A 13,524-nucleotide genomic window follows, 5' to 3' on the forward strand; every position below is an offset into this window, starting at 1 on the left:
TTCAAGCCGGAGTTACGGTCTCGTGACCGGCGCGCGGGGCCGGTTCCTCATTCGGGCGGCGCGGCCGGTGTCGTGGCCCCGGCACGGCGGTAGACGCGCAACCAACGATAAGGGTCCAGCGTCTCGCGCCTGTAGGCGCGATTGTAGTCGTCCTGCGGCACGATCGACCAGTTGAAGATCGACTTGGAGCGACGGAAGTCCGCGTCTTTCTGGGCCAGTTCCTGGCGCACGCCCGGATCGCGGCCAAAACGGCTGGCGCGCTGGATCAGTGCGCCGTCGCCCGCCGGAACACCCGGGCCGCTGGCCACAAGGCGCGAAGGATTGCCACCCAGCGCGGCAACAGCGTCTGCCTTGGGCGTCTGGTCGGTCCGGTTGGGACCTCCCGGCGTGGGCGGCGGCAGTTGCGCATAGCTTTCCGGCTGAACCAGAGGCTTGTTCGGAACGATGGCGAACTCCTCCGGCTCTGCGCTGTTGGTGCGCAGATCGTGCAGGGGTTTGTCACGGTCGATCGCCGAACAGGAGGCGATACCCGCCAGGCCAAGGATTGCAACAAGATGCGCGCGCCGCATCGCTTCCCTCCGAATTCCGAGTTTCGCCAGCCTTACCCCATCTCGGGACCGGCGTCACGGGGCCTTTTTGCGCGATGGAAAAAGGATCAGCCCGAAAGCGCCGATAAAGATCGCGATGTCCGCGACGTTGAAAGCATAGGGATTGTCGATGCCGCAGCACGACATGTTCAGGAAATCCGCCACCGCACCGTAAACCAGCCGGTCGATCACGTTGCCCAGCGCCCCGCCGATCAGGAAACCGGCCGAAATCAGGCCCATGACGCCCGGGGGATCTCGACGCATCCAGACCACGACGAACAGGACGATGCCCATCGCAACGGAAATCAGGATCCAGCGGGTGGCCGCCGCATCGCCCGAGAACAATCCGAAATTGACACCATAGTTCCAGGCCATGCGGAAGTTGAGGAAAGGCGGCAGGACTTCGATGGCCAGCTTGTTGCCAAGCCCCATGACATGCACGACCAGGTATTTGGTCACCTGGTCCAGCAGGAAGATGACCAGCGTCACCCAGAACACCAGCCTCAACCCGCCAGTTCGTTTCGCCGCCTGTGCCAGAACCGCCTCCCGCATTTTTCGGTCGCAGACCTAGTGGGCCGCAACGGGGCGCGCAAGCGGCTTTGCCGCCCCGCGTCCCGCGTCAGGTTTCTTCCGGGTACAAATACCCCGAGGAGTCGCCGCCGGTGACGGGGGTCATGCTGAAAGCAAACCCCCGATCACGACGCCCCCTGCCCCTCAGTGGCGGAAGTGACGCATGCCGGTAAAGACCATCGCCAGCCCGGCCTCGTCGGCTGCGGCAATCACCTCGTCGTCGCGCATCGAGCCGCCGGGCTGGATCACGCAGCTGGCCCCCGCTGCTGCCGCCTCCATCAGCCCATCGGGGAAGGGGAAAAACGCGTCCGAGGCCACGGCAGAGCCCTGCGTCAGCGGGGCGGGCAGGCCCAGCGCCTCGGCCATGCGCTCGGATTTCTTGGCCGCGATCAGCGCCGAATCGACCCGGCTCATCTGGCCCGCGCCGACGCCGACGGTGGCCTGGTCCTTGACGTAGACGATGGCGTTGGACTTGACGTGTTTCGCAACCTTCCAGGCAAACAGCAGGTCTTGCATCTGCGCCTCGGTCGGGGCGACCTTGGTCACCACCTTCAGGTCGTCCAGCGCGCGGGCGCCATTGTCGCGGTCCTGCACCAGCAGGCCGCCAGCGACCTGCCGCCAGGCCAGACCGGCGGATGCGGGATTGGCAAGACCCGGCGCCAGGATCAGGCGCAGGTTCTTCTTCTTGGCAAAGATGTCCTTTGCCTCCTGGTGGATGGCCGGCGCGATCACGACCTCGGTGAAGATCTCGGAAATCGCCTCGGCGGTCTCGCCGTCCAGCGCGCCGTTCAGGGCCACGATGCCGCCAAAGGCCGAGGTGCGGTCACAATCGAACGCCTTTTGGTAGGCCTCCAGCATGCTGCCACCGCGCGCCACGCCCGAGGGGTTGGCATGTTTGATGATCGCGCAGGCCGGGCCGTCACCGGGCAGGAATTCCGACACCAGTTCAAAGGCCGCATCGGTGTCGTTGATGTTGTTGTAGCTCAGTTCCTTGCCCTGAAGCTGTTCGGCGGTCGCAACGCCCGGACGGTTGGACCCGTCGGTGTAGAACGCCGCGTTCTGGTGCGGGTTCTCGCCGTAGCGCAGGCTTTGCGCCAGCGTCCCGGCGAACACGCGGCGACGCGGGGTCGCCTCGCCGATGGCAGCGGCCATCCAGGTGCTGACGGCGGCATCATAGGCGCCGGTGCGGGCATAGGCGATCTGCGCCTGCCGCTTGCGGAATTCGATCGAGGTCAAGCCGTCGTTGGCATCCAGTTCGGCCAGCAACGCGTCGTAATCCTCGACATCGACGATGGTGGTGACAAAAGCATGGTTCTTGGCCGCGGCGCGGATCATCGCCGGGCCGCCGATGTCGATGTTCTCGATGCAGGTGTCATAATCGGCGCCCTTGGCCACTGTCTCCTCGAAGGGGTAGAGGTTCACGACCAGCAGGTCGATCGGGACAATTCCGTGTTCGGCCATCGCCGCCGTGTGCATCCCGTTGTCGCGCAGTGCCAGCAGCCCACCATGCACCTTGGGATGCAGCGTCTTGACCCGACCGTCCATCATCTCGGGGAAGCCGGTCAGGTCGGCCACGTCGCGCACCTCCAGCCCTGCCTCGCGCAGCGCCTTGGCGGACCCGCCGGTCGAGAGCAGCTCTACCCCCCTGGCGGCCAGCGCGCGGCCCAGGTCGGTCAGGCCGGTCTTGTCGGATACGGAAAGCAGCGCGCGGCGCACGGGCTGAAGGTCGGACATGGAGGATCCCCTCGGAAGGTCGTTCTATTGCGGCAAGAGACCGTGTCAGGCGGTCTCGTCCACCTCGTCGCGGACAAGGTCACGGACGGCAAGGGCCGTCTCCTGTGCCTTGGCCAGCGACCAGCGGACGCGCGTCGCATACTGCATCGCGCGCCCGGATAAAACGACCTGCTTCGTCGCACGCGGCTGCAATCGTCCCTTTTCCAGATAGACAGAGGGTTCCAGCGCCATGTCCACCGCCCCGTCAAAGCGGAACACCCAGATTTCGCCCGAGCGCAGCGCCATCGAGACGGCAGTGCCGCCCATGTCCAGCGCCACGTCGACATCCGGATGCAGGTGAAAGCGGATCTCGTAAGGCAGGCCGGCCAGCTTCATCGAATCCATCGCCCGGTCGAACCGTTTCTTCGATGGCGCGTCGAGAGCCACGAGGTAGTCCTCGCCCCGCAGGCTGCGCCCGTCCAGCGACAATTCCAGGCTGCGCGCATGCGTCAGCCCCTGCACGGTGACATAGCCGTCATGCCCGCCCTCAAACCGCAGGCTTTCGGGCAGGTGACTCATCTGCACCGGAACATGGCGCGGCGCGTCCTCCAGCAACTCGCGCCGGGCCTCACCGATCCAGCGCGGCGCCCCCAGCCGGGCCGAGGAATAGCCCTGCAAGCACAGTGTGGAATGAGAGGGCGTTGCGCGCCCCGCCCGTCGCCATGCCTCGCCGAACCCACCGCCGGAGCCACAGTTGACGATCACCGGGCGCCGCCCCGAGGTCAGTTCGAACGCCAGGGTCGAGGCATGGGCGCGGGCCGAGGCCGCCCCTGCCGGTGGCGGCGCGGCGTCGACGATGATCGAGGTGCGCATGGCCGAGAGCCGGGCAAACCCCATCGCCAGCCCGTCCGCCTGCCGTTTCTTGTTGCCCGAGGCCGCCAGTGCGCGGTCAAGCCGCCCCTCAAGACCCCGTCCACCACTGTGAAACCGCGCCAGCCCGCCATCGGCATGGCGCAGCGTCCGCAGTGTCGGCGCAATGCGCCCGATCGCCTGGACGTGGCGCGGATCGGGGTCGAGATCTGCCTCCTGCAGCGCCTGCTGCGCCCAGGTCAGCAGGGTAAAGACCTCCAGCAGTTCCTCGGGATTGCGGGTGGGAATGCCGCCCTGCGCATCGACCTGTTTGACGCAATCCGACCCCAGCGCCTCGCGCGCGGGGGCAACATGCGCCTCCATCCCCTGCAGGGAGAGGCCCGCGTACAGCAGTCCGGTCATTGCCTCGAACCGCGGCAGTCCGGGCGCGGCCACATGGGCGCGCTTGGCCAGAAAACGGGTCTGTGCCGCAAGGGCGGTATAAAACGCCTCGCTGTCGTCGGCCTTGCGCCCGCGCAGCAGGAACAGCGCATGATGGATCCAGCGGATCACCCGACGCCCGCTCAGCTCCGGTGTCCAGCCGGGCCCCCGGCCCTTGCCATAGCGACGGACCCATTCCCAGAGCCAGGCCTGCGCCAGCGCCCGCGCCTTGGCATCCCCCACCGCCGCCAGGTCATCGAGCCAGCCGAAACCGTGGATTTCCTCCTCGAAGGCGGGATCGGGCGGATCTATGGCCCAGATCGACCGCCCCTCGGCCTGCACCAGGTGGCCCGCGAACATCAGGTTCCCGGCCAGCATCTGCCGCCCCCGGGCAAAGAACCCCACGGTGCGCGGTTCAGGTTGAGACACAAACCCTTCGGCCGGACGGGCACTGGCCGACATGCGCGCCTGCATGCGGTTCATCATCCGCGCATGCGCGGTTCGCCAGTTTCGCGCCGTGGACATGGGCCGGTTGCTCTGCGATCTGCCTCGGGTCGCCCGTTTCGGGCTTGTTTGTAGCAGGATACATTGCTCCCCGGCGGAAGTCACCACAGAGTTAACCGCGCGTGAGGACCGCCATGAAGAACCCGTCCATGCCGCCCCTGGGCGCCCAATAATCGGGCCGCAGCCGCAGTCCGCCCTCCTCGGACCGCCAGCGGTCCTCGATCCAGGGTGCCTCTGGCGGGATCACCTGCAGGTCCGGATGGCGGGCCAGCGCCTCATCCACCTGGCATTCGCCCTCGTCCGGGATCAGCGAACAGGTGGCGTAGACAAGGCGCCCGCCGGGCTTGAGCAGGCGCAGCGCATGGTCAAGCATCGCTTCCTGCAACCCGATCAACTCGCTGATGCGCTCGCCCTCGTGGGCGTGCGGCAGGTCGGGGTGGCGGCGGATCGTGCCGGTGGCAGAACAGGGCGCGTCCAGCAGGATCGCGTCGTACTGGCCTTCGTGTTCTAGCGCGTCGCCTGCAACCAATGTCGCCGTCAGCCCGGTCCGGTCGAGGTTTTCCTGCACCCGCTTCAACCGCGCCTCGGACAGGTCCAACGCGGTGACCTTGGCCCCCGCTGCGGCCAGTTGCAGCGTCTTTCCACCGGGCGCCGCACACATGTCCAGCACAGGTTGCCCCGCCACATCGCCCAACAGTTTCGCCGGCAGCGCAGCAGCGGCATCCTGTACCCACCAGTCGCCTTCGGAAAATCCCGGCAAGGCACTTACCTGACCCACGTCGCGCAGGCGCACAGACCCGGTGGGCAGCAGCTCGCCCCCCAGCGCCGAAAGATCCGCGCCCGGCTTCGGTGTCAGGTCCAGCGGCGCACCTTCGAAATGAACACGCTCCATGTTGGCCACCGCCTGGGGCCCCCAGGCCTCGACCAGAGGATCGCGCAGCCATTTCGGCAAGCGCGGGATGCGCAGCTTGCCCCAGGCTGCCGGCCCCTCTTCGGCCAGCTTGCGCAGCACCGCGTTGACCAGACCGCGCGCGCCCTGCGTGCGTTTGCCGGCGGCGGCGATCTCGACACAGTCGCTGACCACGCCGTGCGCGGTCCCGCCCAGGCACAGTTCCACCGCACCCAACCTCAGGATGTTCATGACCCTTGGCGCAGGCGCCTTGCGCAGGTGCGGTTTCAGCAGCCGGTCGGCCCGTTCCATTCCGCGCAGAGTTTCCGTGGCCAGCCGCTGTGCTGCCGCGCGGTCCGATGGCGCGAGGACCTCCAGCCTTTCGCTTTCCGACAGGGGTCGCCCCTGTCCCAGGACCTGGTCCAGCAGGTCGACGGCGGCAAGGCGGGCCGGGCTGGGGGCTTTGGACATGGGCGATCTCCGGAACGGCGGTTGGGGGGCGGGGTTGCCCGACAGACCGGCGGGCGTATATCAAGCAGCACCAGACGAGGAAAGCCCATGTCCGAGACCGACCCCAAGACCGACAGGCCCGATCTCCCCGCCGCCGCACAGCGCGCGCTGGCCGAAGCCGCCGAACGCCGCGCAAGGGCCGAGGCCGAAACGCAGGCTCTCCCCCGGGAACTGGGCGGCCGCGACGGTCCCGAACCCGTGCGCTACGGCGACTGGGAGAAGAAGGGCCTCGCCATCGACTTCTGATCCGGATGCGCCCGGAAAGTACGCCAGACCGCCCGCGCCCGCGTGCCGAACGGAGCGCGCGGATGGGCGGGTGGGCGTCGCTCCGGGCGGCGCGCGGGCGCGGGACTTATTTCAGTCCCAGCACATCCAGCATGTCGTATTCGCCCGGTCCCTTGCCCTGCCCCCAGAGCGCTGCCTTCAAAGCGCCTCGGGCAAACAGCGCCCGGTCCGAAGCAATGTGTTTCAGCACGATCCGCTCTCCGGCTGCGGCAAAGATCACCTCGTGCTCGCCCACGATGTCGCCACCGCGGATCGCATGGAACCCGATGTCCCCTTTCTTGCGTGCACCGGTGATCCCGTCACGGCCGCGATCAGACACGTCGGACAGCGAAACGCCCCGCCCCTCGGCCGCGGCCTCGCCCAGCATCAGCGCAGTACCAGACGGCGCGTCCACCTTCTGGTTGTGGTGCGATTCGACGATCTCGATGTCCCAGTCCATGTCCAGCGCCGCCGCCACCTGCCGCGTCACCGTCGTCAGCAGGTTCACGCCGAGGCTCATGTTCCCTGCCCGCACCACCACCGCGTGCCGCGCTGCAAGCGCGATCTTCTCAAGATCGCTCTCCGCAAGCCCGGTTGTGCCGATCACATGCACCAGCCGCGCCTGGGCGGCGAGTTCGGCAAAGGCCACGGTCGCCGCCGGCGAGGTGAAATCGATCACCGCATGGGCACGGGCAAAGGCCTCCAGAGGGTCATCCGAAACCATGACACCCAATGCCGCGCCGCCCGAGGCCAGCCCCAGGTCCTGCCCCACCCAGGGGTGTCCGGGCCGCTCCAGGGCTCCGCAAAGGTGCAGCCGCTCATGCGCCGCCACCTGCTGTACCAGCATCTGGCCCATCCGGCCCGAAACGCCGGTCACCACAACGCCGTAATCCTCCATCGTCCCGCTCCTTGACGCCACTGTTCCGCCCCTGTTACCGCTCCTCTCCGGCAAATGCACGCCCCACGCGGGGCGCTTGGCAAACGAAGACAGCAAGCTTAAGTCTGGACCTATGGCACGCAACAGATTCCACGACGGCCCCGGGCCCAGCCAACGCCAGCTTCGGGTCGCCGAGCTGATCCGCCGCACCTTGTCCGAGGTGCTGCAACGCGGGGATATCCACGATCCCGATCTCAACCGGCTCTCGATCACCGTGGGCGAGGTCCGGGTGTCACCCGACCTCAAGGTCGCGACCGCCTATGTCGTGCCCCTGGGCGGCGAGCACCAGGCCGACATGTTCGAGCTGCTGGACCGCAACAAGGGGGAGCTGCGCCGCGCCGTGTCGCGCGGCCTGACCCTGAAGTTCGCGCCAGAGTTGCGCTTTCGCCTCGACGAGACCTTCGACCACCTCGACGACACCCGCCGCCTGTTTTCCGACGACGCCGTGCGCCGCGATCTCGACGACTGAGCTCATGCGCCGAATTGCCGCCTGCCTTGCCCTGCTGACCGCCACGCTGGCCATTGCCCCTGCGGCGCAGGCGGTGACATGCCGCGACATCGACCATGAGGGCAACGCCTATGTGGTCTGCGAGGTCGATCCGGGACGCGAGAACCTGCGCCTCTTCCGCGCCGACGAAAGTGGCGACGCCTACGGACATTTCAGCCTGCTCAAGGCCGACCTGGCCAGCAAGGGCAAGGATCTTGTCTTTGGCATGAATGCCGGAATGTACCACGAGGACCGCTCTCCTGTCGGCTACTACCTCGAGGACGGTCGCGAAGAGATGCGCGTGATCTCGGGTCCGTCGCAGGGCAACTTCGGGCTTCTGCCGAACGGCATCTTCTGCATCGGCGAGGGCTGGGCGCGGGTGATCGAGACACGGGATTTTCTTGCTCGCCGTCCGCGCTGCCGCCATGCCACCCAGTCGGGTCCGATGCTGGTTATCGAAGGCGCCCTGCACCCGCGTTTCCTGCCGGACAGTTCGTCACGCTACATCCGCAATGGCGTGGGCACTTCGGCGAACGGTGACCGCGCGGTCTTTGCCATCTCGCAGAACACGGTCACCTTTCACGAGTTCGCCCGCCTGTTCCGCGATGTGCTGAAACTGCCCAACGCCCTGTTCCTGGACGGAAACATCTCGCGGCTTTATGCGCCCCAGATCAACCGCGCCGACCTTGGCCGCCGCATGGGGCCGATCGTGGCCGTCACCGAGAGCACACGCTAGGACCGGTCAGTTCTGCCAGGATGCCGCACATGCGCAGCAGTCCGAACGTCCCGCAAGAATAGGCATATCCATGTTCAGTCCGGGCTCGTTTCCGGTCGCGGTGCTGCCCAGGCGGATATTCACATCGGTCATGGGAAAGGGCTGCACGGCGCTCAACAAGGCAATGCGCCCATCACAAATCGCCTTGGCCCCGAACATCGCCACCCCCTGATTGTCCCAGTCGGATCAGGCTATTTCCGAAACCGGGCACAGGGAAACGGCCTTGGCCTTGCCTCTCTTCCCGGTCCGGCTTACCTCGGAGGGACATCAATCCAGAGGCTCCCATGACCGACACCTGCCAATCGCTTGCCAATGCCCTGCTCGACGCCGCCCGCAAGGCAGGTGCCGACGCGGCGGACGCCCTGGCGGTCGATGGCGCGGCACAGTCCATCGACGTGCGCGGCGGCGTCCTGGAACAGGCCGAGCGGGCCGAGTACCGCGACCTCAGCCTGCGGGTCTTCCTGGGGCAGCGCAGCGCCTCGATCTCGGGGTCGGACATCCGGCCCGAGGCGCTGGCCGAAATGGCCACCCGCGCCGTGGCAATGGCGCGCGAGGCGCCCGAGGACCCCTATGCCGGCCTGGCCGATCCTGATCAGATCGCCACCGACTGGGACGTCGCCTCGCTGGAGCTGGCCGATCCCGCGCCGGAACCGGCACCCGCCGCGCTGGAGGAAGATGCACGGCAGGCAGAGGCCGCAGCCCTGTCGCACGACGGCATCACCCGGATCGACAGCGCGGCCGCGCAATACACCGCACAGACCATCGCCCTGGCGGCAACCAACGGGTTTTCAGGCAGCTACAAGCGGACGTCGCGCGCGCTGTACTGTGTGGCCATCGCGGGCGAGAGCCTGGGGATGGAGCGCGACAGCGACGGCGACAGCCGCACCTTTCAGTCCGATCTGCGCAGCGCGCAGGACATTGGCGACAGCGCTGCCGCCCGCGCCCTGGAACGCCTGAACCCGCGCAAGCCCAAGACCGGCGCCTACCCCGTGCTTTTCGACGAGCGGGTCGCCGCGTCCCTGATCGGTCACATGGTCGCCGCCGCGAACGGCGCGCAGGTGGCGCGCGGCCAATCCTGGCTGCGCGGGGCCCTTGGCGAACAGATCCTACCCGACCATCTCAGCCTGATCGAGGACCCGCACCGCCCACGCGCCAGCGCTTCGCGCCCCTTCGACGCCGAGGGCCTGCTGACACGCAAGCGCGACGTGATCGACAAGGGCGTGCTGACCGGCTGGACGCTGGACCTGGCCAATGCGCGGAAACTGGGCATGGAGAGCACCGCAAATGCCGCGCGCGGCGGGGCCTCTGTTTCGCCGGCATCGTGGAACCTGACCCTGACGCAAGGCTCGCAAAGCCGCGAAGACCTGATGCGCGAGATGGGCACCGGCCTGCTGGTGACCTCGATGATCGGGTCCACGATCAACCCCAATACGGGCGATTATTCGCGCGGCGCGGCCGGTGTCTGGATCGAGAACGGCGAACCCGCCTACCCGGTGTCCGGCGTGACCATCGCGGGCAACCTGCGGGACATGCTGCGGTCCATCGTACCCGCCAATGACGCGCGCGCCTATCTCAGCCGCGTGGTCCCCTCGCTGCTGGTCGAAGGATTGACCCTTGCCGGCGAATGATCTCGACCTGCTGATCGAAGCGGCCCGCCGCTCTGCCGAAGTGGCCACCGCCTTTGTCGGCGGCGACCTGGGCGTGCAGTACAAGGCCGTAGACGACAGCCCCGTCACCCAGGCCGACCTGGCGGTGAACACGCTGCTGACGCAATTCCTGCGTGAGGCACGGCCCGATTATGGCTGGCTGAGCGAGGAAACCCCGGATGGCACCGACCGGCTGAACACAAAACGCGTCTTCATCATCGACCCGATCGACGGCACGCGCTCTTTCATCGAGGGCGAAAACACCTGGGCCCATGCGCTTGCGGTGGTCGAGGACGGGCAGGCGATTGCTTCGGTCGTCTACCTGCCGATGATGGACAAGCTCTATTCCGCCAGTTTGGGCGGCGGCACCCATCTGAACGGAGACCGCGTGACTGCCAGCGCCACCGCGCGGCCCGACGAGGCAGAGGTGCTGGCCACCCGCCCCAGCCTGGATGCCGGACACTGGCCCGGCGGCCTGCCAAAGCTCAAGCGCAGCTACCGCCCCTCGCTGGCCTACCGGCAAAGCCTGGTCGCCGAGGGCCGCTACGACGCGATGTTCACCTTTCGCCCGACATGGGAATGGGACATTGCCCCCGGCGCACTGATCCTGTCCGAGGCCGGGGCACGCATCACCGACGGCAAGGGCGCGCCGTTGCGGTTCAACGCGCAGGTCCCCAAGGCCGAAGGCATGATCGCGGCGAACCCCGATCTGCATGCCGCCCTGATGCAACGCAGGCTCTAGCCGCATTGCGTGGACCGACCCGGCTGCAAACCGCCCAAGGCGGGGGCATTGCCCGGTACGCAGCCCGTCACAGCGCCGCGCCTCTTCACCGCGCCTTGACCAACGGTGCGCGTTCGCTAGGGTCGCGCTGACCCCGCAACCCAAAGGGAGCGCGCCTTATGCAACGCCTTCACCTCGTTTTCGGCGGCGAACTCGTCGATCCGTCGAAGACTGTCTTCAAGGACGTGAACGACCTGCACATCGTCGGCATCTTTCCCAATTACGAAGAGGCTTACAACGCCTGGAAGGCCGAGGCACAGCGCACCGTCGACAATGCCCACATGCGCTATTTCATCGCCCATCTCCACCGCTTGCGCGAAGAGGCGCAAGAGGCGTCCTCGACCGAGGAACTGGGCTGACCCATGACGCGCCGCGCGCTGAGCCTCTCGGCCTACCTGGCCTATGCGCGCAGCGCCTCTGCCCCGGGCGAGACGCCGGACTGGCCCCCGCGCCCCTCCGGCCCGCTGGTCTGGGGCTTTGCCGAAGACCGCGAAACCGGGCGCGCGCTGGCCAGCCTTGGCGCGCGACTGACCGCACAGCGCCCCGAGGTCACGGTCTGGCTCAGCGGGCGGGTGCCGTCGCGCCCGGGGCTGATGACCGTCCCTATGCCGCGCGACATGGCCGCCGACGATCTGCGCAGCCTTCGCCAGTTGCGCCCGGATGTGGCGCTGTGGACGGGGCAGGCGCTGCGCCCCGGCCTGCTGTCGGCCCTCGCGGAAAGTGGCAGCCACATGATCGCCCTGGACCTGGCCGATGCCCCTTTTCCGGCAGAGGCACCGCGCTGGCTGCCCGATCCGGCGCCGGCCGTTCTGGCACTGTTCGACAGTCTCTACACGACCGGCCCCGATGCCAGCCGCCGACTGAGGCGCCTTGGCATCGAAAGCGGCCGCGTGCATGACGCCACGCCCTTTCTGGACACCGAGGCGCCGCTGGATTGCTCTGACGGGTTGCACGAGGAAATTGCCAGCCTGATCGCCGGCCGTCCCGTCTGGCTGGCCGCCCGCGTCCGCCCGGACGAGGCACGCGACGTGCTGATGGCACACCGCCAGGCCAGCAGGCTGGCCCACAGGCTGCTGCTGATCCTGGCCCCGGCGGATCCCGCCGACGCGGACAGGATCGCGGCCATGCTGCGCCGCGACCAGATGCGGGTCTGCGACTGGGAAAACGGCGACATGCCGGACGAGAACACGCAGGTCCTGCTGGCCGGCGGGCCGGACGAGTTGGGCCTGTGGTATCGGCTGGCGCCGCTGGCCTTCCTGGGCGGTTCGCTGACCACCGGCGGCACGGGAGAGGATCCCTTCGAGGCTGCGGCGCTCGGCGCGGCCGTGCTTTATGGCCCCAACGTGGGGGCGCACCTGGGTGCCTACTCGCGGCTGGTCGGTGCCGGGGCCGCGCGAATCGTGCGCGACGGCGATTCCCTGGGGTCAGCGGTGTCACACCTTGTCGCCCCGGATCAGGCGGCGGTCATGGCCCATGCGGGCTGGGACGTGATCTCGTCCAGTGCGCGGCTGGTCGACCGTGTCCTGTCCGAGATCTGCGACACGCTGGACGCGAGGGCCGAGGACTGATGCGCCCGCCCCGTTTCTGGCAGACAGCACCCGACACCCCGGCGTGGCAGGCGCGCCTGCTGGCGCCCTTGGCGGCACTTACCGCACGGGCGACGGCCCGCCGTGTCGCCCGCCCGCCAAAAGTGCGGCCCGGTATTCCTGTGATCTGTGTTGGCAACGTCAACGCGGGCGGCACCGGCAAGACACCAACCGTCATCGCCCTTGTCCAACGCCTGATCGGGCGCGGGCTTGTCCCGCATGTGGTGTCACGCGGGTACGGCGGCCGCCTCACCGGCCCGGAACAGGTCGACCCCGGCCGGCACACCGCCGATATGACCGGGGACGAACCGCTGTTGATCGCTGCCTTCTGCCCCACATGGGTTGCGCGGGATCGGGCGGCGGGCGCCCGGCAGGCAGAGGCCGCAGGCGCCGACGTGATCGTGCTGGACGACGGGTTGCAGAACCCGGATGTTGCCAAAGACCTGACCGTCATCTGTGTCGACGCGGTCGCCGGGTTCGGCAATGCGCGCTGCCTGCCTGCCGGGCCGCTGCGTGAACCGCTGGCGGTCGGTCTGTCACGGGGCGACCTCCTGTTGTCGATCGGACCGGACGCGGCGCAAAAAAGGTTCTCCGCAGACTGGAGTCCGCGCATTTCCTTGCCGCATCTGACCGGACACCTGGCGCCCCTTCAGACCGGCATGGACTGGGAAGGCTTGCCGACGCTCGCCTTTGCCGGGATCGGACATCCGGAAAAATTCTTTGCCACCCTGCGCAGCCAGGGCGCCGATATCCGCCGCGCCGAGGCGCTGGAGGACCACCAGCCCTTCACCAAGGCGCTTGTCACCCGGTTGATGCGTGAGGCACAGCTGCTGGGCGCGCAACTGGTCACGACGGAAAAGGACGCGGTGCGCCTGCCGCCGGAGTTGCGGCGCGAGGTACTGACCCTGCCTGTCCGGCTGGACGTCCACGATCCCGCGCCGCTGGACGCGGCGCTGGACCGGCTGTTCGACCGCCAGACGTGACA

15 protein-coding genes are annotated in these 13,524 nt (G+C 67.9%); 8 read left to right on the plus strand and 7 right to left on the minus strand.

Going from position 1 to position 13,524, the window contains the following annotated elements:
* Positions 1–47: 47 nt before the first annotated feature.
* The 5 genes from G9Q80_RS21460 to G9Q80_RS21480 form a co-directional block, all read right to left on the minus strand.
* The gene (locus tag G9Q80_RS21460; protein WP_043136134.1) at positions 48–569 is read right to left on the minus strand and encodes a DUF3035 domain-containing protein; all 522 of its coding nucleotides are present in this window, start codon (positions 567–569) and stop codon (positions 48–50) included.
* A 54-nt stretch (positions 570–623) separates the two neighbouring features.
* The gene (gene lspA / locus G9Q80_RS21465) at positions 624–1,094 is read right to left on the minus strand and encodes a signal peptidase II (RefSeq protein ID WP_069209257.1); all 471 of its coding nucleotides are present in this window, start codon (positions 1,092–1,094) and stop codon (positions 624–626) included.
* Positions 1,095–1,301: 207 nt separating this feature from the next.
* Positions 1,302–2,891 carry a bifunctional phosphoribosylaminoimidazolecarboxamide formyltransferase/IMP cyclohydrolase gene (purH, locus tag G9Q80_RS21470; RefSeq protein WP_043136130.1) on the minus strand — a complete coding sequence of 530 codons (1,590 nt, stop codon included), beginning with the start codon at positions 2,889–2,891 and terminating at the stop codon, positions 1,302–1,304.
* Positions 2,892–2,936: 45 nt separating this feature from the next.
* On the minus strand, positions 2,937–4,685 hold the full coding sequence (locus G9Q80_RS21475; protein ID WP_088715184.1) for a heparinase II/III family protein: 1,749 nt from the start codon (positions 4,683–4,685) through the stop codon (positions 2,937–2,939).
* Between the two features lie 91 nt (positions 4,686–4,776).
* The gene (locus G9Q80_RS21480) at positions 4,777–6,024 is read right to left on the minus strand and encodes an RsmB/NOP family class I SAM-dependent RNA methyltransferase (protein WP_088715183.1); all 1,248 of its coding nucleotides are present in this window, start codon (positions 6,022–6,024) and stop codon (positions 4,777–4,779) included.
* An 87-nt stretch (positions 6,025–6,111) separates the two neighbouring features.
* Here G9Q80_RS21480 and G9Q80_RS21485 point away from each other — a divergent pair, with 87 nt between their 5' ends.
* Positions 6,112–6,309, plus strand: a complete 198-nt coding sequence (locus G9Q80_RS21485) for a DUF1674 domain-containing protein (protein WP_088715182.1) — start codon at positions 6,112–6,114, stop codon at positions 6,307–6,309.
* Positions 6,310–6,415: 106 nt separating this feature from the next.
* Here the strand turns inward: G9Q80_RS21485 and dapB are convergent, their stop codons facing one another.
* Complete coding sequence (gene dapB / locus G9Q80_RS21490) at positions 6,416–7,225, minus strand: 4-hydroxy-tetrahydrodipicolinate reductase (RefSeq protein WP_088715181.1); 810 nt, start codon at positions 7,223–7,225, stop codon at positions 6,416–6,418.
* Between the two features lie 112 nt (positions 7,226–7,337).
* On the opposite strand from dapB, the gene rbfA reads away from it, so the two are divergent.
* Positions 7,338–7,733 (plus strand): 30S ribosome-binding factor RbfA, encoded by a 396-nt coding sequence (gene rbfA, locus G9Q80_RS21495; protein ID WP_043136118.1) that lies wholly within the window; start codon positions 7,338–7,340, stop codon positions 7,731–7,733.
* A gap of 4 nt (positions 7,734–7,737) precedes the next feature.
* Positions 7,738–8,487 (plus strand): phosphodiester glycosidase family protein, encoded by a 750-nt coding sequence (locus tag G9Q80_RS21500; protein WP_088715180.1) that lies wholly within the window; start codon positions 7,738–7,740, stop codon positions 8,485–8,487.
* A 6-nt stretch (positions 8,488–8,493) separates the two neighbouring features.
* Here G9Q80_RS21500 and G9Q80_RS21505 read toward each other — a convergent pair whose 3' ends face one another.
* Positions 8,494–8,685: a hypothetical protein gene (locus G9Q80_RS21505; RefSeq protein WP_088715179.1), complete on the minus strand. Its 192-nt coding sequence runs from the start codon at positions 8,683–8,685 to the stop codon at positions 8,494–8,496.
* A gap of 125 nt (positions 8,686–8,810) precedes the next feature.
* On the opposite strand from G9Q80_RS21505, the gene G9Q80_RS21510 reads away from it, so the two are divergent.
* From G9Q80_RS21510 to lpxK, 5 genes are all read left to right on the plus strand, one after another.
* Entirely contained in the window at positions 8,811–10,154 is a 1,344-nt protein-coding gene (locus G9Q80_RS21510; RefSeq protein ID WP_088715178.1) for a TldD/PmbA family protein, read from the plus strand.
* Entirely contained in the window at positions 10,141–10,914 is a 774-nt protein-coding gene (locus tag G9Q80_RS21515; RefSeq protein WP_088715177.1) for a 3'(2'),5'-bisphosphate nucleotidase CysQ, read from the plus strand. Before G9Q80_RS21510 ends, G9Q80_RS21515 begins: the two co-directional genes overlap by 14 nt.
* Before the next feature lie 158 nt (positions 10,915–11,072).
* The gene (locus G9Q80_RS21520; RefSeq protein WP_043136110.1) at positions 11,073–11,312 is read left to right on the plus strand and encodes a DUF4170 domain-containing protein; all 240 of its coding nucleotides are present in this window, start codon (positions 11,073–11,075) and stop codon (positions 11,310–11,312) included.
* A 3-nt stretch (positions 11,313–11,315) separates the two neighbouring features.
* On the plus strand, positions 11,316–12,521 hold the full coding sequence (locus G9Q80_RS21525) for a 3-deoxy-D-manno-octulosonic acid transferase (protein ID WP_043136108.1): 1,206 nt from the start codon (positions 11,316–11,318) through the stop codon (positions 12,519–12,521).
* Positions 12,521–13,522 (plus strand): tetraacyldisaccharide 4'-kinase, encoded by a 1,002-nt coding sequence (lpxK, locus tag G9Q80_RS21530; RefSeq protein ID WP_088715176.1) that lies wholly within the window; start codon positions 12,521–12,523, stop codon positions 13,520–13,522. The genes G9Q80_RS21525 and lpxK overlap by 1 nt, the downstream gene beginning before the upstream one ends.
* The last annotated feature ends 2 nt before the right edge of the window (positions 13,523–13,524 follow it).

This window comes from Mameliella sp. LZ-28 (assembly GCF_012274245.1).
GTDB lineage: Bacteria > Pseudomonadota > Alphaproteobacteria > Rhodobacterales > Rhodobacteraceae > Antarctobacter > Antarctobacter albus.